Source organism: Pseudomonas sp. B392_1p (genome assembly GCF_052245235.1).
Taxonomy (GTDB): Bacteria; Pseudomonadota; Gammaproteobacteria; order Pseudomonadales; family Pseudomonadaceae; genus Serpens; species Serpens gallinarum.
This window is the reverse complement of the sequence record NZ_JBQPXM010000010.1, coordinates 171,995-195,302: the sequence shown is the minus strand read 5'-3', so window position 1 is coordinate 195,302 and position 23,308 is coordinate 171,995. Positions and strand designations below refer to the sequence as shown.

21 protein-coding genes are annotated in these 23,308 nt (G+C 63.3%); 1 reads left to right on the top strand and 20 read right to left on the bottom strand.

All coding sequences use genetic code 11. The features are described from left to right. Positions 1–420: 420 nt before the first annotated feature. The 8 genes from ACTV8E_RS15285 to ACTV8E_RS15250 all read right to left on the bottom strand — a co-directional run bounded on the left by ACTV8E_RS15285 (position 421) and on the right by ACTV8E_RS15250 (position 7,363). Positions 421–846 (bottom strand): carboxymuconolactone decarboxylase family protein, encoded by a 426-nt coding sequence (locus ACTV8E_RS15285; RefSeq protein ID WP_443200052.1) that lies wholly within the window; start codon positions 844–846, stop codon positions 421–423. A 112-nt stretch (positions 847–958) separates the two neighbouring features. After that, on the bottom strand, positions 959–2,242 hold the full coding sequence (locus ACTV8E_RS15280; RefSeq protein WP_443200051.1) for an MFS transporter: 1,284 nt from the start codon (positions 2,240–2,242) through the stop codon (positions 959–961). A 48-nt stretch (positions 2,243–2,290) separates the two neighbouring features. Beyond that, positions 2,291–3,463 (bottom strand): NADH:flavin oxidoreductase, encoded by a 1,173-nt coding sequence (locus tag ACTV8E_RS15275; protein ID WP_443200050.1) that lies wholly within the window; start codon positions 3,461–3,463, stop codon positions 2,291–2,293. 22 nt (positions 3,464–3,485) lie between these two features. Further along, positions 3,486–4,061 (bottom strand): nuclear transport factor 2 family protein, encoded by a 576-nt coding sequence (locus ACTV8E_RS15270; RefSeq protein WP_443200049.1) that lies wholly within the window; start codon positions 4,059–4,061, stop codon positions 3,486–3,488. Further along, positions 4,058–4,870, bottom strand: coding sequence for an SDR family NAD(P)-dependent oxidoreductase (locus tag ACTV8E_RS15265; RefSeq protein ID WP_443200048.1), 813 nt, complete (start codon positions 4,868–4,870; stop codon positions 4,058–4,060). The genes ACTV8E_RS15270 and ACTV8E_RS15265 overlap by 4 nt, the downstream gene beginning before the upstream one ends. A gap of 14 nt (positions 4,871–4,884) precedes the next feature. After that, on the bottom strand, positions 4,885–5,670 hold the full coding sequence (locus tag ACTV8E_RS15260; RefSeq protein ID WP_443200047.1) for an SDR family NAD(P)-dependent oxidoreductase: 786 nt from the start codon (positions 5,668–5,670) through the stop codon (positions 4,885–4,887). Then, a complete protein-coding gene (locus tag ACTV8E_RS15255) occupies positions 5,667–6,380 on the bottom strand; it encodes an SDR family oxidoreductase (RefSeq protein ID WP_443200046.1) in 714 nt (237 codons plus the stop codon). The genes ACTV8E_RS15260 and ACTV8E_RS15255 overlap by 4 nt, the downstream gene beginning before the upstream one ends. Before the next feature lie 302 nt (positions 6,381–6,682). Then, positions 6,683–7,363, bottom strand: coding sequence for a TetR/AcrR family transcriptional regulator (locus ACTV8E_RS15250; RefSeq protein ID WP_443200045.1), 681 nt, complete (start codon positions 7,361–7,363; stop codon positions 6,683–6,685). Between the two features lie 191 nt (positions 7,364–7,554). On the opposite strand from ACTV8E_RS15250, the gene ACTV8E_RS15245 reads away from it, so the two are divergent. Beyond that, a complete protein-coding gene (locus ACTV8E_RS15245; protein ID WP_443200044.1) occupies positions 7,555–8,577 on the top strand; it encodes a hypothetical protein in 1,023 nt (340 codons plus the stop codon). Between the two features lie 540 nt (positions 8,578–9,117). Here the strand turns inward: ACTV8E_RS15245 and ACTV8E_RS15240 are convergent. From ACTV8E_RS15240 to ACTV8E_RS15185, 12 genes are all read right to left on the bottom strand, one after another. After that, positions 9,118–10,128 (bottom strand): zinc-dependent alcohol dehydrogenase family protein, encoded by a 1,011-nt coding sequence (locus ACTV8E_RS15240; protein WP_443200043.1) that lies wholly within the window; start codon positions 10,126–10,128, stop codon positions 9,118–9,120. A 10-nt stretch (positions 10,129–10,138) separates the two neighbouring features. Further along, positions 10,139–10,684: a nuclear transport factor 2 family protein gene (locus ACTV8E_RS15235; RefSeq protein ID WP_443200042.1), complete on the bottom strand. Its 546-nt coding sequence runs from the start codon at positions 10,682–10,684 to the stop codon at positions 10,139–10,141. A gap of 47 nt (positions 10,685–10,731) precedes the next feature. Further along, positions 10,732–11,853: an acyl-CoA dehydrogenase family protein gene (locus tag ACTV8E_RS15230; protein WP_443200041.1), complete on the bottom strand. Its 1,122-nt coding sequence runs from the start codon at positions 11,851–11,853 to the stop codon at positions 10,732–10,734. Positions 11,854–11,863: 10 nt separating this feature from the next. Then, a complete protein-coding gene (locus tag ACTV8E_RS15225; RefSeq protein ID WP_443200040.1) occupies positions 11,864–13,078 on the bottom strand; it encodes an acyl-CoA dehydrogenase family protein in 1,215 nt (404 codons plus the stop codon). 122 nt (positions 13,079–13,200) lie between these two features. Next, positions 13,201–14,742 carry a class I adenylate-forming enzyme family protein gene (locus ACTV8E_RS15220; protein WP_443200039.1) on the bottom strand — a complete coding sequence of 514 codons (1,542 nt, stop codon included), beginning with the start codon at positions 14,740–14,742 and terminating at the stop codon, positions 13,201–13,203. Between the two features lie 136 nt (positions 14,743–14,878). Continuing rightward, positions 14,879–15,676: a 2-oxo acid dehydrogenase subunit E2 gene (locus ACTV8E_RS15215; RefSeq protein ID WP_443200038.1), complete on the bottom strand. Its 798-nt coding sequence runs from the start codon at positions 15,674–15,676 to the stop codon at positions 14,879–14,881. A 16-nt stretch (positions 15,677–15,692) separates the two neighbouring features. Then, positions 15,693–15,923: a biotin/lipoyl-containing protein gene (locus ACTV8E_RS15210; RefSeq protein ID WP_443200037.1), complete on the bottom strand. Its 231-nt coding sequence runs from the start codon at positions 15,921–15,923 to the stop codon at positions 15,693–15,695. Between the two features lie 25 nt (positions 15,924–15,948). Continuing rightward, positions 15,949–16,938, bottom strand: coding sequence for an alpha-ketoacid dehydrogenase subunit beta (locus ACTV8E_RS15205; RefSeq protein ID WP_443200036.1), 990 nt, complete (start codon positions 16,936–16,938; stop codon positions 15,949–15,951). Beyond that, positions 16,935–17,918, bottom strand: coding sequence for a thiamine pyrophosphate-dependent dehydrogenase E1 component subunit alpha (locus ACTV8E_RS15200; RefSeq protein WP_443200035.1), 984 nt, complete (start codon positions 17,916–17,918; stop codon positions 16,935–16,937). The genes ACTV8E_RS15205 and ACTV8E_RS15200 overlap by 4 nt, the downstream gene beginning before the upstream one ends. 45 nt (positions 17,919–17,963) lie before the next feature. Beyond that, positions 17,964–19,670: an FAD-binding protein gene (locus tag ACTV8E_RS15195; protein WP_443200034.1), complete on the bottom strand. Its 1,707-nt coding sequence runs from the start codon at positions 19,668–19,670 to the stop codon at positions 17,964–17,966. After that, the gene (locus tag ACTV8E_RS15190; protein WP_443200033.1) at positions 19,670–21,028 is read right to left on the bottom strand and encodes an aromatic ring-hydroxylating oxygenase subunit alpha; all 1,359 of its coding nucleotides are present in this window, start codon (positions 21,026–21,028) and stop codon (positions 19,670–19,672) included. Before ACTV8E_RS15190 ends, ACTV8E_RS15195 begins: the two co-directional genes overlap by 1 nt. A 1,207-nt stretch (positions 21,029–22,235) precedes the next feature. Then, positions 22,236–23,297: a hypothetical protein gene (locus ACTV8E_RS15185; protein WP_443200032.1), complete on the bottom strand. Its 1,062-nt coding sequence runs from the start codon at positions 23,295–23,297 to the stop codon at positions 22,236–22,238. Positions 23,298–23,308 lie beyond the last annotated feature (11 nt).

Below are 23,308 nucleotides of genomic sequence, written 5' to 3'. Positions count from 1 at the left end.
TTGAGGGCTCAACCCTTGTGGGAGCGGACTTGTCCGCGAACGGGGCTGACGGAAAAGCTTCGCGGACAAGTCCGCTCCCACCGGGGGCAACGGTGCACAACGGTTATTCCGACAACACTTTTGGTTAAGGGGCGCGCTTTAGTCCGCCCTGTTCACGCAGCAACGGCACCGCAGGCAGTTTTCAACGGCCTGCTAAAGCCCCTCTCATGAAGCATGCCTCGCAAGCGCGCACTGGCCCTAACAATCTGCGTGTTCCGGCCTCATGAACGAGCATGATGGCCTTCACCCGATTGCCCTGTCAGTCCGGCTGGCGGACAGGCCTTCGGCATGCACACCGCGCTGATCGCACACGAACCGAAGGGTTGGCGGGCCGCCGGCACTGCTGATACTGGCGGCCCGCTCGCAAGGTGCTGCGGCCTGTTACAGCAGGCCGGTTTCCGTAGCAGTCTTGACGCCACCATCCATGCCACGCTCGCGCAACACCTCCACGGCAACCGCCAGCGCGCTGGAGACCGCCGGGAAACCCACGTAGGGCAGGGTCTGGATGATGATTTCCTGGATCTCCTCGGCACTCAGGCCGTTATTGATTCCGAAACGCAGGTGATTACGCAGTTCTTCGGGCTGACGCAGGCCGATCAGCGTGCTGATGACCACCACGCTGCGCTGCTTGAGCTCCAGGCCGGGACGCGCCCAGACCGCACCGAAGGCATGCTCCACGGCCATACGCCCGACATCCGCAGCAAAACGCCCGGAGTTGACGTTGGTCTCCATGGCCTTGGCGAATTCCGGCCCCATCATGCGAGCCATCAGGTCGCAACCCGCTTTCCAGTTTTCGTTGTCAATCATCGTCATCGCTCCAAAAGGATGGTGTATCCCGGCGCCACATCGGCCAGGTCGGTCGGTTCAACCCTGAACCAGGCCATGGGCACTCGGCCATGGCATGTTGCTCCCCTGTGAATCATGTCGAGGGTTCGGCGCGCAGCGACGCAACGACCGCCGCAGTGTCATCCGCCGCGAGCTCAATCCGCGGGTAACGCCCCATCGCCAGATAGCTGAAGGCCGAAATCACGAAGCAGCTCGCGGCCACCAGCAAGGCGATGTCGTAGTCGCCGAAATAATCGTACGCCAGGCCGATGAGGGAGCCGCCGAGCGCGACCATCGCGGCAATGAAGAACACGCTCAGGCCGTAGATCGAGGCATAGGAACGCATGCCGAAATAGCGGGCGATCATGAAGGCCACCACGTCGATCTCCGCCCCCTGCCCCAGGCCCAGCAGGATCAGCGCAACAATGGCCACATACAGTTCGATGCTCTCCGGTAGCAGCATCAGGCAGCCCAGCGCCGGCCCCAGGGTGAAGATGCAGGCCACCAGCGGCGCCCATATCCGATCAACCAGCATGCCGGTGAGCAACGCCCCCACCAGGGCGGAAACACCCACCAGGCCGATCAGTGCGGCGGCCTCGGCGGCCCCCAGCCCCTTGCTCACCAGCAACGGCTGAAACTGCGAAAGCAGGGCCACGATGGGGGCATAGTTGAGTGCCGAGGCTACGCAGATCAACAGTACCTTGTGGTTGCGCAGCAGGCCGATCAGAGAACTCCGGGGCTTGTGCGCACCGCCATCGGCGACCACCGGCGCCAGGCTGGCGCCGCGTATCCACAGCCATGCAACGGGCAGCGCGAGCAGCAGAACCAGGGCTCCCAGCGCGACGAAACCCATACGCCAGCCATAAGTCGCGATGATTGCAAACACCATCGGCGGCAGCAGAGCGCCCGACAAGGCCAGGCCGGAACGGGTAACCGCAAGTGCCAGACCACGCGAGCCTACGAACGCGCCGCTGACCACGCGGGTAAAGGTTAGTCCGGTGGTTGTGGCACCAACCAGGCAGAGCACTGTGTAGAGCAGGTAATACATCGGCAGCGGGCCGCGCAGCGCAGCCAGGAGGAAATAGGCCATTGCCGTCAGCAACAGCCCGCTGAGCAGCACCGGGCGTACGCCAACCCGATCGATCAGGCGTCCGAGCACGGGCGATACGAAGGCTGCCGCCAGGCTGGCATTGTGCGCCAGGGCGATCTCGCCACGGCTCCAGCCGAAGGCTTCCTGCAACGGCGCGACGAACAGGCTGGACACGGACGGCCATACCGAAAAACACACGCCGGTGCCGATCAGCGCGGCCAGTCCGAGACGCCACTGCGCGCGCCATTCCAGCAGCGCGACGCGCCAGGGACTATGGGTGGAGGTCATGCGGTATTCCTCTTGTAGTTATGGTCTGGCGCGGTTGCTCGTGCACGCTCAGGTGAGCACTTTCAGGGCATCGTTGGAGAACGGCTCGAACGCCTCGCCGAGGCGTACCTTGCGTGCCCAGTCGGGATCCTGCAGGAGCGAGCGGCCGACGCCGACCAGGTCGAACTCGCCGCGTGCGAAGCGCTCCACCAGCAGTTGCAGATTGTCGCTGGCCTGCGCCCCACCCTGCTTGTTGCTGTCGTACATGCCGTTGTTCAGACCGACGCCACCGACCGTCATGGCCAGCCGGCCAGTGATCTTCCTGGCCCAGCCGGCGAGGTTGAGCACAGCATCGGCTCCCGGTTGGTCGGGAAACTCGGCGCGGTTGAAGTAGCGCATGCTGGCATCGAAGACATCGACCCCGGCGTCCGCGATGGGCAGCAGAATCTCTTCCAGCTCCGCCGGGCTGTGGGCCAGCTTGGCCTTGAAATCCTGCTGCTTCCACTGGGAAAAGCGCATTAGGATCGGCATCTCCGGGCCGACCGCACGGCGGATCGCGCGCACCACCTCGGCAGCGAAACGGCTGCGTTCGCGTCGGCTGCCGCCCCACGCATCGCTGCGCTGGTTGGTGACATTCCAGAGGAAGGTATCGATCAGATAACCGTGTCCTCCATGGATGGCGATGCCGTCGAAGCCACAGTCACGGACATGGACGGCGCTGCGGGCATAGGCGGCGATCACCTCCTCGATGTCACGCTCGCTCATCGGCTTGGTCGGCAGCAACTGGCTCTGCACGTAGTCCTCAGGCGAGGAAGTCAGCCCGCCGGCCGGCCCCCACAGCCCCGAGGGGCGCATGGAGGCGACATCCGGGTTGGGGCCGGTGCCCTGGCGGCGCATGGGGCCCTGGTGCCAGAGTTGCGGGAAGATCAGTCCCCCCGCCCCATGCACCTGCTCGACCACCCGGCGCCAGCCGGCAAGCGCGCGCTCGCCGTACAGGTGCGGCAGGTCGCTTTCGCCAATACCGGCTTCTCCCAGAGCGGCGGGATGGTCGACACCCACGGCCTCGGTGATGATCAGGCCGGTCTCGCCCTCGGCGCGCCGCCGGTAATAGCCGGCGACGTCTTCGCCGGGCACACCGCCAGGGCAGAAATTGCGGGTCATGGGGGCCATGACGATACGGTTCTTCAGGCGCAGCGGGCCAATCTGCAGCGGCTCGAACAGCGGGGCGAGCAGGTCGCTCATCGGATGCATCCTTCTTTATAATTCAGGGCTGGCGTGTAATGCGCTGGCGTTGTTCTGCGCTGCTACGGGCCCAGAAACCCTCCCAGCTCGGAAAACCGGCGGGCAGTCGGGGCTGGTAACGTGCCTCGGTGTACTTGCCCGGCCAGCTCTGCCAGGTCGGATTGCCCGGGCGCTGCTGCCAGTCGGTGGAGTACCAGTGGCGTTCATCGCGGCGCACGAAGTACCAACGACCGTCGTGCCGTTGGTACTGGTCGAAGTAACAGATGGCCATGACCACCCAGTGCTCGCCGTCCTCGTGCTCCGCGCGGCAATAGACCGTCCCGGTGGCGTGCTCGGCATCCTGGAACTCCAGGGTCTGCCCACAGATCTGATGCACGCTGCGATAGAACGCCTGGAGAATGGACTCAGAGGCGTAGAAGTTCTTGAGCGCCTCGCGCCCCTTGCCCCAGCGGCCGCAGTCGACGTCCTCGGCGAACAGTTCAGCCAGGGCATCCAGATCACGACCATCGACCGCCAGGGCGTAACGTGCGGGTAACTGACCGATGGCCAGTTGCGCCTCGACCCGCTCCAGGCGGGCCAGCAGGGTGTCCTGGCTCATTGAACGGCCTCCGTCATGAAACGTCTCTCGTCCGCCAGGTAGGGTTGATGCGAGAGCAGTCCGCCATCAACATTGATCACCTGCCCGGTGATGAACCCGGCCTCGTCACTGGCCAGGAACAGCACGGCGTTGGCAACATCGGCGACCTCTCCCAGACGCGGCGTCAGGTGATGGGACAACATCATCTCGCCGGCGGGCCCGGCATAGTTGTCGGCCGTCGCCGGGGTCACGATCAACCCCGGCGCCACGGCGTTGCAACGGATACCCTGCTTGCCGTGCTGGGCCGCCACGTAGCGGGTCAGGTTCTCGATGCCGGCCTTGGACACCGCATAGGCGCTGTAACCCAGCGCGCCGGCCTGGGCGGAGCCCGAACTGGTGTTGATGATGGAACCGCCGCCACGGCGCAGCATCGGCTCGATGGCGTGCTGGATCGCCAGCATGGTGCCGCGCAGGTTGATACGCATCGTGTCGTCCCAGACCTGCACATCCATGGCCTGCACCGGCGAGTCGTAGCGCGACGAAATGTGCGTGGCGGCGGCGTTGTTGAACAGTATGTCGAGACCGCCAAAGGTCGAAAGCGCATGCTCGATCATGTTGCGGATCGCCGCTTCGTCGCCCAGATCCACGGGTACCGCACTGACCTCCAGCCCCTCGCCACGCATGGCCGCAGCCTGTTGCTCGGCGCCTGCCTGATTGATGTCGGCAAGTACCACCTGGGCGCCCTCCTTGGCCAGACGACGTGCCGTTGCCAGGCCAATGCCCGATGCGCCACCCGTAACGATGGCAACCTTGCTTTGCAGTCTTTTCATGGGGCTTCTCCCTGTCAGCCTGCGGTATACAGGCCACCATCGACCTGAATGATCTGCCCGGTGACATAGCCCATGCCCGGCCCGCAGAGACTGGCCACCGCGCGGCCGATGTCGTTGCGTTCATGCCCCATGCGGCCGAGGGGAAAGTTGGCGATGTAGCTGTCGTAAAGCTGCGGCTGGGTAGCAAAGAACGCCTCCGAGGCGGCGGTCAGGGCCGACGGCGAGATCGCGTTGACGGTGATGCCGGAGGGGCCCCATTCCCGCGCCAGGGCCTTGGTCAACCCGCGAATGCCGCCCTTGATGGCCGCATAGGCCGGATTCAGCGCGGCGCCATGCAGGCCGAAGGTGGAGCACAGCAGAATCATCCGTCCGCACTCGCTGGCACGCAGCGCCGCGAAGGCGGCGACGGCGCAGTGATGCGCGCCCGCCAGATCCACCGCGACCTGGGCGTCCCAGTCCGCGTCGTCGAAGTCCTGCAGTTGCTTAGGGTGGCCGGAGGCGCCATGGGTGGCGTTATGCACCAGGATGTCCAGGCCGCCGAAGCGCACCTGGGCCGCGGTCACCGCCCGGCGGACCTCCTCCAGTGAAGTCACGTCGACTTCCAGAGCGAGCGCCTCGCCGCCTTCGGCACGGATCAGCTCGGCAGTTTCTTCACCTGTCGCACCGCGACGTGCCGCGATGACCACCCGCGCGCCAACCTCGGCCAGCGCCAGGGCGATGCCGCGACCGACGCCGCCACCTGCGCCGGTGACCAGAGCCGTCTTGCCCACCAGGGTCGCTGCTTGCCTGTTCTGTTTCATGGCACCATCCAGAGGCCACCATCCACCGGGATGGATGCGCCTGTCACGTCGATCGAACCGATCAGCATGGCAATGCTGCGGGCCACCCCACCGTCCACTTCGGGAGCGGCGCCGAGCGCCGGCGGTGGCGGCCCCAGCTCGGGGCTCTGCGGCAGCCTGGCGTCAGCCAGTTCGGCGGCGAACACCGTCGACGCCACGCCCAGCCAGTTCAGGCGTATGCCCTGGCCGCCCCACTGCCGCGCCGCAGACTTCATCATCCCGCGCTGCCCTTCGCTCAATACGGACAGCGCGACCAGCCCCGGGGCGCCGGTCAGGGAAAGATTGGGGCCGAGCAGCACGATGCTCGCCGGCTGTCCCGCCAGCACGCGCCCCGCCGCCTGCAGGCAGTGGCGGCTGGTACGCAGAGGATCGAGACAGGCCGCTCGCCATTGCTCGGCCGACTGCTCAGCCAGGGGCCGGGCCTGCCGGCTCTGGGCATTGCCAACGGCAAGCACCAGGGCATCGACTGCGCCGAGCGCGGTGCGCGCCCGGGTGAACGCGGACTCGATGGCGGCGAGATCGGTGAAATCGGAGGCAAGGTTCAATGACAGGCACTCGGCACCCAGCGCCCGTAGTGCATCGGGCAACCCGTGCAAACCTGGGCAGCCTGGCGTGGCGACAAGCACTTTCGCCCCGTTGAGCTGTTGCGAAATCCGGCCCTGTTCGGCCATGGCGACGCCCCTGTTGTTATTGAGAGGTTGGGAGCGATCTGATTCGCCCACCGCAAGTTCACATATACAAACATCGTTCAGATTTTATTGTCAACCAAAAGCACAGGTCGCACGGCCGAAACAGGCACGCCTGAGAGGAGCGGAGATCTTGCAAGTCACACTTGCGGCGGGAACGTCATGACACGACGCCATAACGTGTCACGGCCCCGACCGGGAAACCGAATGAATCGAATGGCGGATTGTGAACGCCTGGCTGGAACCCGGGCGATCCGTGCCCGGATGGCCGCCGGCATGGGGACTGGTCAGCGCGTAGCGGAGATTCGAGCGCCTGCAACGATGAAGTCGACGACTCGGTTTACATCCGGCACCTGCTGCTTCCCGTCTCTAGGTCGCTCACGGATCGGTGCAAGCACGAGCAACGAATAAAAGGCCTGTGCGGAGATCGTTGGCTCCAGGGCACCAGCCTCCAATAGCAAGACTTGGACAATGGCAGTTGCACGTTCATAACCCGTTCTATGCAACGAATCGAGCAGGTCGGGGAAACGCTGGGCAGTAGTCGCCATGCTGCGATCCAAGGACAGCGTATCGGGATTGGTGGCTTGCCCCACGAAGACCTGGCCCAACATCTGTAATCGTGTACGCACATCCAGCTCAGGATCGCTTTCAAAACGCGAGAGCACCGCCTGCACCGGTTCGAAACTACGAGCTGTATGGGCAGCTACCACGGCAGCAAATAGAAGCTCTTTTCGGGGGTAACGAAGATAAAGCGTTCGTTTGGAAACGCGAGCCGCGATAGCTATCGCGTCCATCGTTGTCGCGTCATATCCATTGGCAACAAAAAGGCGGTGTGCGACATCAAGTAGATCCTGCTCCAAGCGTGGGACATCGGCGAATGCCGGGCGCCCTCGACGTGGCTTGCGAACCTCACTTTGCGAAGCAGCTGCACCAGAAGCAACGGGCGCGTTAGAAATCTTATGTTTCATGTGAAGTGAAGTACCCCTTGATAAAGGTACATTATCGTACCATTATTATTCAAGCCGTGGCTGCTTGCCTCTGTTTGAATGGCCTCGGCTGAAGCAATCCTGCAATTTGTCCTCGCGCAGGTCTTGGTCTGGCCGCAACGGCAGTACCGACAAGCCTGGACAGTTTTTTTACATACAGGAGAAATCTCTACATGTCCAAACTGCAATGGCCTCCACGAGGTAACTTCGGCTATAAGGCCCTCGTCGGGCCACATCTGTATGAACCTGAGCGACTGATCGAAACCAGGAGCTATTTCGGTCTCACTTGGGAAGGCGCGCTGCATTACGGTACTCTGCGCGATGAGGAAGGCCACCTCTATTCGCTGACGCGACGCTTCTGCGACTCGTCGAAGGGCGGCCGCAACAGCTTCATCGTTCAGTCCACGCGCAACGCGGACGGCTGCCTGCACTTTGACCCTACGCTGTTCCAGGGGGCGGCCAGCGGTGACAACGTCGTCACCGGCGTGGAAAACGGCAGCGCCTTCCGCCGCAGCCCGTCGGATGTGAAAGGCCGCGGGTATGAGATCGTCTATGGGCCCGACAGCCTGCACTGGGAAGAGCAGGACGTGATGCAGCTCACTGGCCGCCTATGCGGTCCCGGCCTGCACTGGTACCTGCCCCAGACCGACGTCGGCACCTACTACGCGTCGGCCATGTTCCAGGTCGAAGGCACACTGGACGGCCGGCGCGTGCGCGGCTTCATCTGCGCCGACACGGTGTTCATGCGCGAAGGCGCGATGCTCTACGGCGTCGATGACCCGTTGGCCGGCCACCACACGCACGTGACCTGGTACACCTGGGGCACGCGCTACAAGGACGGATCCTTCGAGGGCGGACATTTCTCGTCAGGCCACGACCGCTTTGGTTTCGCGCTGTACACCAACGACAAGGAAGAGGTGGTCGCGACCACTAACGTCGAAGCGCTGGTCAAGCCGGGCGACGACCAAAACTTCCCCAAGGCCGTGTACCTGCGGGCCGACAACGAACTGTGGGAGTTCCTGCCCGACCGCAAGGGGCGCATGCCCGACTTCTTGGGCAAGTCACAGCCTTCCACGCCGCAGAACGAAGGCCGGTGGCGCCGCGTCGGCGACACACGCGAGCCGGATGTCTGGTTCGCTTGGGGCGAAACCAGCCCGGCTACGGGTGTCGAGCGCACATTCCGCTATCGCTTCTGAGCTCAAACCCCTGCGCGCTGCGCGCAGGGGCTTCGCTTAATCCTCTTGGCGACGCGGGCGAAATACGTCGCCCTCCCTGCCTAGGCGCTTCCGGTGTTCTGCCTGCTGCCCACGAACTTACCGCCGATGCTCAGCGGCCCCGAAAGAACTGGAGAAGGCATGAGTGCACGACAAAATACCCCTGACGCCACCGAGCATTCCCCTCCAAACCCTTGACAGACTGCGCGGGACCGAAACCATGCGTGACAATTAGCCCAGAGGGGCATGCGTATTCAGTAGGCGCCCTAGTGCTTGACGTCAGGTTACCGGCTTAACCCGCTCGATGCGATCCTGGCTATTGGACCACGTGCGGCGACCTTGCGGGCAAGCGATGCATTTCAAGGAGGGAATGCGGCCGTGCGCGCTGCAGTCATAGTCCGTGCTTGCTCAACGCCATACCAACCCAACCCGGTGTTCAAACATGGAGCAAGTGCGTTTCCATGCCGGTGCCTCTGGACTGAAGGAGTCAGGTAGGTCGCTTCTTACGCGTGGGCGTGGACGTCAGTCGATTGAAATAACAACTTTACCGAAATGCCGTCCCTGGCGAAGCTGTTCAAAAGCCAAGGGCACTTCGTCGAAGCCGAACACCCGGTCGATCACCGGACGCAACCGGTGCACGGCGATGGCCTGGCACATCTGCTCGAACTGTTCACGACTACCTACCCGTATGCAGTTCAAGGACAGGCCCCGGTAGAAGAAGGCTTCGCTGAGCCCCGGCCCGCCCGTCAGCAATCCCACCAGGCTGATGCGGCCGCCGACCCGGGTGGCCTGCACGGAACGCTCGACGGTAGCACCACCGCCTACCTCGACGGTCAGATCAACGCCCGCCCCGGCCGTGCGTGCCAGGACCTCCTCGTGCCATTCGGGATGACGCACGTAGTCGATCAGTTCATCGGCCCCCAGCGCCCGCAGTCGCTCGAGCCGCTCGGCACTGGAGGACAGCGCCAGCACCCGTGCACCGAACAGCTTGGCCAGTTGCAGGGCAAACACCGAGACACCACCGCCGCCTTGAACCAGGACGCTCTGCCCCGGCAGCAGGCCGCCCCCCGCGGTCAGTGCGGACCAGGCGGTCAGCGCCGCACAGGGCAAGGTGGCCGCCTCCTCGAAACTGAGATGGTCCGGTGCGCGCACCAGTTCGTTCTCGTCCACACAGGCGTATTCGCACAGAGTGCCGTCCACGGAGCCGCCGCGCCCGAGTATGTCGCCTCCGGCTGGCATCTCGCCACCGAACCAGTGCGAGTAGAAGGTCAGGATCACCCGCTCACCGACACTAACCCGGCTGCAGCCTTCGCCGACGGCGACGACCTCGCCAGCACCATCCGAGCACGGAATCGGCATGTCCTTGCCCATGGCCTTGTACTGCCCGGCCAGGATCAGCAGTTCGCGGAAGTTCAGTGCTGCTGCACGCATCCTCACCAGCGCCTGGCCGGGCCCCGGGGTTGGGGGCTGCGGCAGGTCGCGCAACACCAGCCCATCGAGACTGCCGTAGTGTTCGATCCGGTATGCCCGCATGCTGGACTCCCTAGCGCTGGCGCGTTCGCAACGGACGCTGGTAGGACACGTCGTCGCGGTCGCGACTGCTGTTGGCATTGCCCATCTGCACGGTGCGAAACGCCGCGGGCAAGTCCACCGCCTCGATCTGGTTGACCGACTCGGAGACACAGACCCGCTCGGCAATGGCCCAGCGTCCGTCGCGCTTCTCGAAGCGGTCGATGTAGCGACCAACGGCCAGGGTGTCGGGCTTGATGCGGTTCTCGCCGAAGAACAGCCAGTAGGTCTCGGCGTGGGCCTGATCGCCATCCAGCTCGACGCTGTGGTTGAAGATCATGTGGTGATGCGACAGCTGGTGTTCGCGGTGGTAAGCCAGCGCCCAGTCGGCGAAGGCTTCACGGCCACCGCAGAAGCTGCCGTGGTCGTCGATGGCATCCTCGTGGTAGACACTGAGTAGCATCTCCCGGTCGAAGCGATCCACCGCGCGGCAGTAGCGGGTGACACAGTCAAGGATATCCTGGCGGTCGAGCAAAGCCTGGATTCGGTCCTGCGCAGCATTGTTCTTGTTGTCGTTCATGCGAGGCTCCTGAGAGGGGCCGCGCCGCGAAGCGGCGCGGCGGCGGATCAGTAACCGCTGGCGAAGCGCACCAGGTGATGGTCGATGTCGCCGAACTGCTTCTCCAGCTGGGTCATCAGGCGGAAGTAATGGCCGACCGGATATTCCTCGGTCATGCCGATGCCGCCGTGCAGCTGCACTCCTTGCGCGCAGACGAAACGACCGGACTTGCCCGTCGCAGCCTTGGCCGCCGAAATTGCCTTGCTTCGCTCGGCCGCAGGCTTGTCCAGGTGCGCCATGCCGCGATAGAGGATGGAGCGCGAATGCTGCGCCTCGACGAACATCTCGGACATACGATGCTGCAACGCCTGGAACTTGCCGATCGGCTGACCGAACTGGCTGCGTGTCTTGATGTACTCGGCGGTCAGATCCATCACGCCGTGCATCACCCCCAGGCTCTGCGCCACCACAGCCAGGGCGGCGCGGTCATGGGCCTCGTCGAGAATGACCTGGCTGCGTGAAGGATCGATGAGCAGCGCCGAGTCCGGCAATTCGACCTTGGAGAAACGCACGTCCGCAGCGCGTGCGCCACTCACCACGGCATACTCGTTGAGCTCGACGCCTGGCGCGCTGCGGTCGACGACGAACACCGCCGGGTGTTGGCAATCCTCGAAGCGGGCGGTGACCAGCAGCTTGTCGGCGGACGGCGCATCGAACACCAGGGTCTTCACGCCACTGAGCTGATAGCCCTGCGCGGTCTTGTGTGCAACGGTGTCTTCGCAGCAACCGACGGCAAAACGCGAACCTCGCTCGCTGTCCGCCAGGGCCAGCAGCAGGCGGCCCTCGATCAGCGCCGGCAGCAGCTCGTTGCGATGCTCGTCGGAGCCCGAGCGATCAACGATGCGCGAGCAGAGAATGGCACTGCTGACAAAGGGCTCCAGCACCATGCCGCGACCGAACGACTCCAGCACCAGCGAAGTTTCGACGAAGGAGCAGTCCAGCCCGCCCACGTCTTCCGGCAGGGTCAGCGCCAGCCAGCCCAGGTCGGCGAACTGCTGCCAGTGCTCGCGGCTGAAGCCCTCGCCGGTCACTGCCTGGTGACGGCGTTGTTCAAACTCGTAATCGTCTCTGATGTAGCGCTCTACGCCGTCACGCAGCATCAGTTGCTCTTCGGAAAGGTTGAAATCCATGCGTGCGTCCTCAGAGTCCGAAAGCCAGTTTGGCGATGATGTTCTTCTGCACTTCCCGGGCGCCGCCGTAGATGGTCGAGGCACGCTGGAAGAAATACATGTTGGTACGGCCGTACATGATCCCCGGCCAGAGGTCGTCCCACTCGCTGGGCGCAGTGCCGGCCAACGTGTCATGGTCGAAGAAGCGCAAGGCACGCGGACCCATGGCGTCGACCTGCAGCTCGGTCACTCGCTGCTGCAGTTCCGAGCCACGCACCTTCAGGGTCGAGACCACCGCGTCAAGGTTGTCGCGCAGTTCCTCCTTGGCCAGGATGCGCAACACCGACCACTCCAGGCCGAGGATGTCGGCCTCGATCTCCGCCACACGACGGGAAAACGCAGGAGTTTCCAGCAGCGGAACACCATCGACGATCTCGGCGCGGGCGATGGCCTTGGCCTTTTCCAGCTCGCGCTTGTTGAAGTAGATGAAGGCGCTGGAGGTGCGCTCCTTCTCCAGCAGGTACTTGGCGTAGGTCCAGCCCATGCCGGGTTCGCCGACCAGATTCTCCTTGGGCACCCGCACGTTCTCCAGGAACACCTCGGTCAGGCCGTCACCACCGTCGATGGAGATGATCGGTCGCACCGTGACGCCGGGACTTTTCATGTCGATCAGCAGGAAGGAAATGCCCCGCTGCGGCTTGACCGTCGGGTCGGTGCGCACCAGAAAGAAGCCCCAGTCGGCAATCATCGCATCGCTGGTCCAGATTTTCTGGCCATTGACGATGTAGTGGGTGCCGTCCTCATCCAGTTCGGCACGAGTCTTCAGGCTGGCCAGGTCGGAGCCGGAATTGGGTTCGGAAAAGCCCTGGCACCAGAACACTTCACCGGAGAGCAAGGGAGGCAGGAACGTATCCTTCTGCCACTGATTGCCGAAGGCGATCACCACCGGGGCCATCATGTGGGTGCCCTGCCAGCCGTAATCCAGCCCGTTGGCGTTGAGCAGTTCTTCAAGGAAGATGTGCTTGCGCAGCGGCGACCAGTCGGTGCCACCGAACTCCTGCGGCCAGTGCGGAGCTCCCCAGCCTTTGTCGCTAAGGGCTTTCTGCCACTCGCGAAGCACCTCACGGGGTGGTGGGTGAGCACCGACATACCCGTAGTGCGCAACCTGGGGGCTGATGCTGTCACGGAAGAACTGTTGGACTTCCTTGCGGAAGGCATCATCCTCGGGACTGAATTCAAAGTTCATTGCTGTCTCCTCATCTCTTGCGACGGCGAGCCGTATCCGATCCGCCGGGGTCGCTCATTCCTGTGGGCCTGACGCCCCATTGCGGTTTGTTAACGGAGCCGCTGCCAATCCTGGCTATCGAATCAGCCAGTGCGCTCTTGCTCGCGCTGGCGAAGAGCAACCTTGTTGATCTTGCCTGTTGCCATGCGCGGCAACTCCGCAACGAACTCGATCGCCTTGGGGCATTTGTAGCTGGCCAGCACCGCCTTGCAGTGGACGATCAGCTCCTCCTCACCAAGCTTCGCGCCGGGCGCCAGCACGACGACAGCCTTGACCGTCTCCCCCCACTTGGGGTCGGGGATGCCAATCACTGCGGACTCCAGCACTTGCGGATGCAGTTCCAGGCCAACCTCCACTTCGCGGCTGTAGATGTTTTCGCCACCGGAGATGATCATGTCCTTCTTGCGATCCACCAGGAACACATAGCCCTCGTGGTCGAGGTAACCCATATCGCCGGTGTGGTACCAGCCATTGCGCAGCGCTTCCATGGTCGCCACAGAGTTGTTCCAGTAGAAGCTCAACTGGGTTTCCGAGCGCAGCAAGACTTCACCGGGAGCGCCCACGGAACAATCGTTGCCGTTCTCGTCCACGATGCGCAGTTCGATGCCCGGGGACGGGATGCCGACGGATTCGAGGCGTCTGATCTGGTCCGCCGTGCCGAAGGGATTGGCCTCGTGCCGGGGCAAGGTACAGGCATTGCTTTCCGTCATGCCGTACTGGATGGAGAAAATTGGCCCCAGCAGCTCTATAGCGCGCTTGAGCAACGGTAGCGGAATGGGCGCCGCAGCGGTCACCACATGATTCAGGCTGTCCAGGCGATAATCGTCGATGCCCGGCACGTCCAGAATCGCCTGCAGCATGGCCGCGACCATGAAGGTGAACGTCACCTGCTCGTCCTGAACCGCACGCAGCACCGCCAGCGGATCGAAACCCTGATGAATGACGGTCGATCCGCCGACCCAGGCTGCGGAATTGACGAAACCGATGCCGCCGATATGGAAGGCGGGAGTTGTCTGCAGCACACGCGTCGCGCCATTGAATTCGCTGGTCAAGCCGCAGATTTCCGCGGTACGACACATCGCATGATGAGTACGCACGACCCCCTTGGGATTGCCCGTGGTGCCGCTGGTGTACATCAGGTAGGCAAAGTCCTCCGGCCGCGAGCGGATCGGCGGGCCGTCGGCGCTGCCCTCGGCCACCGCCTGCTCGAATGACAACGCCCAGTCCGGTGCGTCGCCGATGCAGATGAACTGCTCGATCATTGGCAACTCGCCGCGCAACTGTTCGACCAGTGGGGCGTACTGACTCTCGAATACCAGCGCCTTGGGCGCGGCGTCCTGCAGGATGTAGAGGGTCTCGCGCGGGGCTAGGCGGAAGTTGACCGTGGCGGCGATAAAGCCCGCCCATTCGCAGGCCCGATAGGTCTCGTAATACTCGACGCAATTCATTGCCAGGATCGCGACACGATCCTGGCGGCGCAGACCCGCCTGGTACAGGTGGGACGACAGCCGACGTGCACGCTCGGCCAGTTCACGGTTGCTCACTCTGCGCGCGGCAGAGGTGAACGCATTGCCAGCAGGAAAGTAGCGAGCGTTGCGCTCGATCATTTCACCGAGAGTCTTCATCGAAATTCCGTCATTCTTGTCAGGCTGTTGTTGAACGGATCATGCCTACGCCCCGGACACCCTGGCAGTTCCAGGGCATCCACGGGCCGGAGCAAGTCTTGCTCGGATCGCGGGCCGGCTCGCCCGCATCCGCGCCCTAGTCTTCCAAGGCGCCTGGATCGGCCAGCAGCTCCGCCAGTTTGGCGGTGAAGCGTGCTGCGTCGGCACCATTGATCACCCGGTGGTCGTAACTCAGCGACAGGGGCAGCACCTGGCGCCAGTCGATGGCGTCGCCTTCGCCCCGGCGCGGTTTCTCCTGGGCTCGGGTCACGCCCAGGATGGCCACCTCGGGGGCGTTCACGATCGGGGTGAAGCCGGTACCACCGAAGCTGCCCAGGGAACTGATGGTGAAGCAGCCGCCGCTCATCTCGGCCATCGACAGGCCCTTGTCGCGAGCCTTGGTCGAGATGGCCTGCAGTTCCGCAGCCAGCTCGGCGATGCTCTTGCGGTCGCAATCGCGCAGCACCGGCACCAGCAGGCCGAAACGCGTGTCCACGGCCACGCCGATGTTGAAATACTTCTTCAGCACCAGGTTCTTGCCGCTGCCATCCAGGGAGGCGTTGAACTGAGGAAACTGCTTGAGCGCTTCGACCACCGCCTTGATCAGGTACGGCAGCAGCGTCAGCTTGGTCGCCTCACCCGCCGCATTGCGTGCCTTGCGGCTCGCTTCGAGTGCGGTAATGTCGGCATCGTCGTTGTGGGTGACATGGGGAATCATCACCCAGTTGCGCGACATGTACTGAGCCGTCAGCTTCTGGATCCGACTGAGCGGGCGGGTCTCGACCTCGCCGAACTCACTGAAGTCGATCTGCGGCCAGGCCGGCAGGTCGCTGCCGAAGGTCGCCGGCGGCTGCTCGGCAACAGCGGGTTTGGTGGCTTGAACATCGGCGCTCATATGCTTTTCCCCCGGCTCAGACGATCTCGGCCAGCAGGGTGCCGACCTCGTAGGTCTCCCCCGCCGGTGCGATGATCTTCAGGGTGCCACTGGCCGGGGCCTCGACCTCCTGAACCGACTTGTCGCTCTCCAGCGCATAGAGGATCTGTCCCTCCTGAACGGTGTCACCATCGGCGACCAGCCACTCGGAAAGGGTGCCTTCGTTCATCGAGAAGCCCAGCTTGGGCAGCAGTACTTGAGTGCTCATGGGATTTTCCTTGAATGGGAGTTCGTCACTTGAGAGTTGCGCGCACGGCGGCTTCGATCTGCTCCAGCCCAGGGACGTGCGCGTCCTCCAGCGGCTTGGAGAAGGGCACCGGGGCGTAGTTGGCCCCCACCCGCTGAACCGGCGCCTTGAGCTGGTCGAAAAGCGCTTCGTAGATCTGCGAGGCGATCTCCGCACCAACCCCGAACGGCTTGACCGCCTCATGGACGATCACCGCGCGACCGGTCTTGGCCACCGAGGCGAGGATGGTTTCGCTGTCCAGCGGGGAGATGGTGCGCAGGTCGATCACCTCCGCCGAGATGCCATCGGCGACGAGCTTCTCGGCCACCGCGCAGCAGTCCAGCACACGCCGGCTGTAGCTGATCAGGGTAACGTCGCTGCCTTCGCGCAGGACGTTGGCCTTGCCCAGCGGGATCTTCACGCCGCGCTCCGGGGCAGGGCCCGGGTTCCAGTAGGTGGGCATGTTCTCGATGAACAGCACCGGGTCATCATCCTCGATGGCAGCCAGCATCAGGCCGTAGGCATCGGCCGGGCTGGACGGCGCGACCACCTTGATACCGGCGGTATGGGCAAACCAGGCCTCGAGGTAGTCGGCGTGCTGGCCACCGGTGCCGAAGCCGGCACCGGTCATGGTGCGGATGACCATCGGCACATGGGTCTGACCGCCCGACATGAAGCGCAGCTTGGCCGCATGGTTGATGATCATGTCCATGGCCACGGTGGTGAAGTTCATCAGCATGATCTCCGCGACCGGGCGCATGCCGACGATGGCCGCGCCGATGGCGGCACCGATGATCGCCTGCTCGGAAATCGGCGTGGAGCGCACGCGCGAATCGCCGTACTTGCCGGAGAGGCCGCGGGTCACGCCGACGATGCCGCCCTCCTCCTTGTCGCCGACGTCCTCGCCGAGCACGATGACGTTCTCGTCCGCCGCCATGGCGTCGTCGAGCGCCAGGTTGATCGCCTGAATACTGTTGAGCTTGGCTGCCTGGTTCATGCGGTCACCTCGTCCTTGTAGATATCGCGCTTGAGTTCGGCGACATCCGGGTAAGGGCTGTTCAGAGTGAATTCCACGGCTTCGTCGATTTCGCGCTCGATCGCCGCCTCCATCGCCGCCAGTTGATCCTCACTGGCGAGGCCGGTGGCGATCAGCCAGTCGCGGAACAGCGGTACCGGATCCTTGGCGACCCAGGCGTCCTTCTCGCCCTTGTCCATGTAGGCGTCGGCGTCGCCGAAGACGTGGCCATGGAAACGGAAGGTCTTGGCCTCGATCAGGGTCGGACCCTGGCCGGACCTGGCCCGTTCGACCGCCTCGCGGGCGGTGCGGTACATGGCAATCGGGTCGTTGCCGTCGACGGTGACGCCCGGCATCGAGTAGGCCACCGCACGCTGGGCGATGTTGGCCACCGAGGTGCCGTAGGCGTACTTGGTGTGCTCGGCATAGCCGTTGTTCTGGCACACGAACACCACCGGCAGCTTCCACACCGCGGCCATGTTCAGCGCTTCATGGAATGCACCGATGTTGCTGGCGCCATCGCCGAAGTAGGCGATGGAGACACGCTGCTCGCCACGGATCTGCGCGGCCAGCGCCAGACCGTTGGCAATCGGCATGGAACTGCCGACGATGCCGGTGGTGACCATCACGCCAGTGGCAGGATGGGTCACGTGCATCGGCCCGCCCTTGCCCTTGCAGGTGCCGGTGACGCGGCCACCGAACTCCGCCCAGAGATCCTTCAGCGGGATGCCCTTGGCGATCATGTCGTGGACACCACGATAGATGGTGCAGATGTAGTCCTCGTTGGTCAGGCAGGCCGATACCGCGGACGGGATCACCTCCTGGCCACGCGGCGAGTAGTACGGCATGACCAGCTTGCCGGACTTCAGTACCGAGCGGAAACGCTCGTCGTTCTGCTTGATCCGGGTCATGCGCTGGTAGATGCCGACCAGGATCTCGCCGTCAGGAATTGCGGCTGTCATCTTGTTGTTCTCCGTTCAAAGCCAATCACAAGGATGTACGGTGCCTTACCAAATCTTGTCCTGCCCCGCCGAATGCATCGCGGCGATGTAAGCGAAGATGAAGGATGCCGCGATGCTGGTGCCCGCCCCGGGATAACTGCGCCCGGTGACTCCCGCCGTGGAGTTGCCCGTGGCATAAAGACCGGCGATGGCGCTACCGTCCTCGCGCAGCACCCGGGCGTATTCGTCGGTGACCAGACCACCTGCGGTACCGACATCGCCGGGATACATGCGCACCGCGTAGAACGGTGCCTGCTCGATCGAGCCAAGGTTGGGATTCGGCTTGACGGTCGGGTCACCATGGCAGCGGTCGAAGGCCCGCGAGCCCCGGCCAAAATCCGGATCCTCGCCAGTGACACAGAAGCCGTTGAAGCGCTCGACTGTGGCCATCAGGCCGTTGACCTCGATGCCGCACTTGTTCGCCAGCTCCGGCAGACTGTCGGCCTTGATCATGTAGCCGCTGTCCAGCCACTGCTGCGGGACCTGCCCTGGCATGGCGGTGCCCCAGACGTAGTTCTTGCGTTGCCGGCTGTCCATCACCACCCAGGCAGGCACGGCCTTACCTGTTTCAGCCTGGCGCCGGTACATGCGCTGACCGATTTCCATGTAGGAACCGGCCTCGTCACAGAAGCGTTGACCGTCCTGATCGACCATCATCGAATAAGGCAGCGACAGATCCAGGTGATGCATGAAGGGCAAGGGCGCGCCGGACGCCGTACGCGCGCCTTCTGGAAGTTCCTCGTTCGGCCCGAGAGAGGTGACTACCCACCAGGATTCGTCCATGCAGTCGGTGGCCGCACCAAGACGCATGGCCGCCTCGATCACCTCCCCGGTATCGCCCAGGTTGGCGTTGGTCCAGTCAGCGGACGAAGGTTGTGGCTGATAGCGCTTACGCATCTCGGCATTGTGCGAGAAGCCGCCGGCATTGATCAGCACCGCATCGCGCGCCTGAACCCGTATCACACGATCACCCTGACGGACAGCCACGCCGACCACTCGACCATCTTCGACGATCAGTTCCTCGACCGGCGATTCGGTCCAGATCGGCAGCTCTTCACGCAGCGCGATCTGCAGCATGCGCCCCTGAATGGCCGCACCACCGCCCAGCACTTGCTGGCCGCGCAGCTTCTGCATGACCATGCGCCAACCGAGCTGCATGGCCTTCTTCTTACCGGCCCAGGTGCGCTTGAGCAGGAACAGGTCGGGGAACTCGTTGGCGTTCGCCGGCATTGCCACTCCGCGATAGCACGAGAGTCGTTCGGCCCAATCGCCCAGCTCGCGAATATTGAATAGCTTGGCCACCAGGGAACGGCCACGCGGCTCGCCACCCGGACGGTCATCGTAGTAGTCGGCCCAGCCGTCGGCATATTCGAAGGCCATCCCCTTGCGTTCGAGGAACTCCACCATCAGCGGACCTGTGCGCAAGAAGGCCTCGCGGCGCTGCGGACTGGTGGAGGGACCGTCATAGGTGACGGTGCTCTCCATGTACTGTTGGGCACGCTCGTAGGAATCCTCAACGCCGTGGCGCTTCATCACCGGATTGTTCGGCACCCACCAGACGCCGCCCGAGAAGCCAGTGGAACCGCCGACCTTGTCCTGCTTCTCGATGATCAGCGCGCTCTTGCCCAGCTCCTTGGCCTTGAGCGCCGCGCACATGGAGCCGCCGCCACTGCCGACGATGACCAGATCGTAGCTATCATCCCACTGGGACATTAGTCTGACTCCCTACCGAACAGCCACTCGCTCAACTCGCGGTGGAAGTTGGAAATCGCCGATTCCTGCAGCGGGCTGGTGCGCGACCCCGAGAAACCACGGGACTTCATGCCCTGCTGCACCTGCCCCATGTTCTGGAAATCCTGATTCAGGATCTGACCGAAATTCTTCACGGTCTCGTGCTTCCAGTCGTCGACGCCATGATAGAACTCGCGTTCGAGCTTCGGCTCCTTGCCGGGCGCATAACGCTTGAGCGACCAGATGTCGTAGATGCAGGAATCCGGGTTGTCGCCGTCGGGACGCGCACGGTAGAACAACGCACCGTCCGGATAGAGCAAAAACACCAGGTTGGGGAACACATGCCAGTCGGTTCCGGCACGCGCCATCTGTTCCGCGCTGACATTTGGCCAGCCGGCACCATCGGCGATGGCCGCCTCGACCTGGAACTCCATGGCCTTGCCCAGCACCAGGAACTGATCCTTGGTTGGCTCCAGCTCAGTCATCAGGCGTTTGGTGGCCTCGTAGTCACGATCCGTAACGATCGCCTTGAGCTGTTCTTCCAGGATTCCGTAGAACCTCACCATTCCGGGGCGAATGTCGTCCGGAATCGGCTTGCCGGTACGCGGCGACGGCGTACCGGGCAAGCGGGTGGCTGTGGGATAGGCGAACATGCCGTGCTTGCCGAAAGTGAAGCTGCGGGTAACATCGTCACCCTGGGTATCGAGGAGTTGGGGGTGCGTGGCGGCCACGTGATAGCCTTCGTTGAACGCTTCCAGCGCCACCTTCCAGTTGCACGGCAGGCGCACCGACTTGTACCAGCGGTAGCGCATCTTCTCGAATTCGAAACAGTCGGTCATTTCCGGAATCGGATCGAGATACTTGGCCAGCGGTTCGGCATCCGGATCCATGTTGATGAACACGAAGCCGCCCCAGGTGTCCACCAGGACTTCCTTGAGCGCCAGCTCCTCGTGACTCATGTTGGGACAACCGGCCCAGTCCTCCTCGTCGAGGATACGCAGCACGCTGCCGTCGAGGTTCCATTGCCAGCCGTGATAGTTGCAGTGGAACTTGGCGGCATGGCCGCAGCCACTGGTCAGGCGCCGACCGCGATGCTGGCAGACGTTGTAGTAGGCCTTGATCCTGTCGCCGGTCAGGCGGGTGACGATGATCGACTCGTCAATGACGTCGAAGGTCACGTAGTCGCCGACGTTGGGAATCTCCTCGAGGCGGCAGGCCACCTGCCAGACCCTGGGCCACATCCGCTCCTTCTCGAGCTGAACGTATTCCTTGGACAGGTAGCCTTCGCGTGGAACAAAATCAGGGCGTACGGGTTTTGGCGCCGATTCACGAGCAGTCATCTGCGAACCTCCTACATCGGCACCTTTCATCGGCGCCTTTGGCTTCTTATTTTTGTTTAAGGAGCGGCTCGGCCACCCCTGCATAATTATGAACGATGTTCACGACTATAAACGGGGCACTACTGGCTGTCAACGCGCTCCGCTCCCGGCGAAAATGCCCGCAAAAGCCCGCCGCAGAACCCCGGAACCCTGGAAGGCAGATCAGACGGGGCGCGACTTTTTAGAGCTTTCCATGGGACGGGCGCGAGATCGGGCACGCAAGCCACGAGTCGCTCGCTTGCGGCGAGCGGTCGACGAACCGGGGAGTCCGATCGCTTCGTGGACGGACAGCCCAACCCAGGATTCGGGCATCGCCCTCCCCGCTCGCGTGTCATAAGGCATTTATATGGCTATGTGTGGGTGCGGATTTATCCGCGAATTTCGCGGCCAATCGGAATGCCGCCCAACCGCACCCACAAGAGCAGAATTGCGCCGCCAACACGTAACGGGTACATAGCCATTTATATACCCGCCACATCGCCTAATGCCTGTCAGTTAAGAACCTGTTTACGATCTCGCGAGCTAGAGCAAAACAAGGGCGCAACGACCAACGGGAGTAACAGCCGAAGGCTGGCCCGGAGGGCAAGCGCCAGCGCGTCAACGACCGAAGAAGCGCAGTTTACAAGTGGTAAATGAGCATGACTCGCTTCGCTCGCCCCTTCGGGGCCGCACTGAAGTGCGTTAGCCGCAAGCGGCTTGCTGAGGGAGTTTTCAACCTTGTTTGGCCGACGCGCAGCAGATCGTAAACAGGTTCTAAGAGCCCGTTCAAAGTCTTGCGAGCCAGAGCCAAACGGTGGCGGAAATGGCCGAGGAAGCGAAGTTTACGAGTGGTAAATGAGCATTCCGAGACGCCGCGTCCCGGGCCGTTTCCCACGCCGTTTGGCCGACGCGCAGCAGACTTTGAACAGGCTCTAAGAGAAACGCCGCGATTCCCCTGCCGGATCACGGCGTTTTTCCCTGGCTATGCCTGAGTCGGCCATGGCGAACGGACCCGGCCTTTATGGAAGCGGCTGGCGGCATTCCGATTGGCCGCGATGCCTTGTTGTCAACCCCATTCGCGGACAAGTCCGCTCCCACAGGGTCAATGGCGTTCGCCAACCATGGAAAATGCCTTAACTGACAGGCATTAGCCACATCGCCCCGTTTATCGAGACCGCCCAGCAAGGCTTCACGCCAGCAGCGACAGGGTATCGTGGCACAGCGCCGCGTCGGCGAAGCGGGCACAATAGGCGGTATTCACCGCCTCGGTCTGGAAGCGGGTCTCGTTGATCATGAAGACGAAGAGCCCCCAGGCGATTTCCCGGCGGTAGCACTCCCAGGCCTCTTCGAAGCCCGGCGCCGCCACGCCCTCGGCCGTCAGGCAGTCGAGGTAATGCTGCAGCAGCGGGCGCTCCCAGTCCCGACGATCCATCAGATCCAGGGCGCAGATCAGGTGATAGGTGACGTCGGCGAACCAGGGCGCACGGTTGACCTGCATATCGAAGAAGCCCGGCGTGCCATCCGGCTCTTCGTACAGGTTGCCGAGATGGGTATCGCCATGGCTGAGTGTCGACGGGTAACGACCATGAAACTCGGCCAGCTTGCCGAACGCCGCCCGCATCCAGTCCAGATCGTGCAACCGGCGGGAAACTGCGGCGCCACGTGGGGAGCGGATGTAGCCCTGCCAGACATCCGGCTGCAGGTAGCGGTCGGCATACATCAGGGTATCGCCGGTCATGCGCGGTTCGATCCAGGCGAGTGATCCGCCGGCGGCGAACGCCTGATGCTCCCACATCTGCGCATGGTAGCGCGCCATGGCCCGCAGACGCCGGCTCACCTGCTCATAGCTATGGGGCTGCTGGGCATGACAGAAGGTCACCCGGCGACGATCGAGGTCTTCCATCAGAATGATCGACTGGTAGCTCTGCGCATCGCTCTCGGCAAAGAAACAGGCCGGCGCGTTGATGTCCCAGAGCGGCAGAACTTCCCTGTAGGTACGCGCCTCCTTGGCATACATGAACTGCATCGAGGGGCTGTGCTCCTCGAAGCCGCCCTTCACGATCAGGGTGCCGGGCAAATCTAACGAACGCCCGCCCCCGCCGTAGGTCAGTTCGACGCGCACCTTGGTGGAGGTGCCCAGCATCACATCGGCGATGCGGCAGCGCTCGATGCGAACGCCGGGATAACGCCTCGCCAGGGCGGCCTCGATCCAGTCGGCGGTGATCTCTTCGACACTCAGGGGCAATTGCATCGCTGGCTCCT

Excerpts from the sequence above, each read along its gene's own strand:
- ACTV8E_RS15195 (WP_443200034.1), bottom strand. The coding sequence starts at position 19,670 with ATGTCCCAGTGGGATGATAGCTACGATCTGGTCATCGTCGGCAGTGGC.
- ACTV8E_RS15200 (WP_443200035.1), bottom strand. The coding sequence starts at position 17,918 with ATGACAGCCGCAATTCCTGACGGCGAGATCCTGGTCGGCATCTACCAG.
- ACTV8E_RS15260 (WP_443200047.1), bottom strand. The coding sequence starts at position 5,670 with ATGAAACAGAACAGGCAAGCAGCGACCCTGGTGGGCAAGACGGCTCTG.
- ACTV8E_RS15185 (WP_443200032.1), bottom strand. The coding sequence starts at position 23,297 with ATGCAATTGCCCCTGAGTGTCGAAGAGATCACCGCCGACTGGATCGAG.
- ACTV8E_RS15250 (WP_443200045.1), bottom strand. The coding sequence starts at position 7,363 with ATGAAACATAAGATTTCTAACGCGCCCGTTGCTTCTGGTGCAGCTGCT.
- ACTV8E_RS15275 (WP_443200050.1), bottom strand. The coding sequence starts at position 3,463 with ATGAGCGACCTGCTCGCCCCGCTGTTCGAGCCGCTGCAGATTGGCCCG.
- ACTV8E_RS15225 (WP_443200040.1), bottom strand. The coding sequence starts at position 13,078 with ATGAACTTTGAATTCAGTCCCGAGGATGATGCCTTCCGCAAGGAAGTC.
- ACTV8E_RS15230 (WP_443200041.1), bottom strand. The coding sequence starts at position 11,853 with ATGGATTTCAACCTTTCCGAAGAGCAACTGATGCTGCGTGACGGCGTA.
- ACTV8E_RS15220 (WP_443200039.1), bottom strand. The coding sequence starts at position 14,742 with ATGAAGACTCTCGGTGAAATGATCGAGCGCAACGCTCGCTACTTTCCT.
- ACTV8E_RS15270 (WP_443200049.1), bottom strand. The coding sequence starts at position 4,061 with ATGAGCCAGGACACCCTGCTGGCCCGCCTGGAGCGGGTCGAGGCGCAA.
- ACTV8E_RS15280 (WP_443200051.1), bottom strand. The coding sequence starts at position 2,242 with ATGACCTCCACCCATAGTCCCTGGCGCGTCGCGCTGCTGGAATGGCGC.
- ACTV8E_RS15240 (WP_443200043.1), bottom strand. The coding sequence starts at position 10,128 with ATGCGGGCATACCGGATCGAACACTACGGCAGTCTCGATGGGCTGGTG.
- ACTV8E_RS15235 (WP_443200042.1), bottom strand. The coding sequence starts at position 10,684 with ATGAACGACAACAAGAACAATGCTGCGCAGGACCGAATCCAGGCTTTG.
- ACTV8E_RS15215 (WP_443200038.1), bottom strand. The coding sequence starts at position 15,676 with ATGAGCGCCGATGTTCAAGCCACCAAACCCGCTGTTGCCGAGCAGCCG.
- ACTV8E_RS15245 (WP_443200044.1), top strand. The coding sequence starts at position 7,555 with ATGTCCAAACTGCAATGGCCTCCACGAGGTAACTTCGGCTATAAGGCC.
- ACTV8E_RS15285 (WP_443200052.1), bottom strand. The coding sequence starts at position 846 with ATGATTGACAACGAAAACTGGAAAGCGGGTTGCGACCTGATGGCTCGC.
- ACTV8E_RS15210 (WP_443200037.1), bottom strand. The coding sequence starts at position 15,923 with ATGAGCACTCAAGTACTGCTGCCCAAGCTGGGCTTCTCGATGAACGAA.
- ACTV8E_RS15190 (WP_443200033.1), bottom strand. The coding sequence starts at position 21,028 with ATGACTGCTCGTGAATCGGCGCCAAAACCCGTACGCCCTGATTTTGTT.
- ACTV8E_RS15255 (WP_443200046.1), bottom strand. The coding sequence starts at position 6,380 with ATGGCCGAACAGGGCCGGATTTCGCAACAGCTCAACGGGGCGAAAGTG.
- ACTV8E_RS15205 (WP_443200036.1), bottom strand. The coding sequence starts at position 16,938 with ATGAACCAGGCAGCCAAGCTCAACAGTATTCAGGCGATCAACCTGGCG.
- ACTV8E_RS15265 (WP_443200048.1), bottom strand. The coding sequence starts at position 4,870 with ATGAAAAGACTGCAAAGCAAGGTTGCCATCGTTACGGGTGGCGCATCG.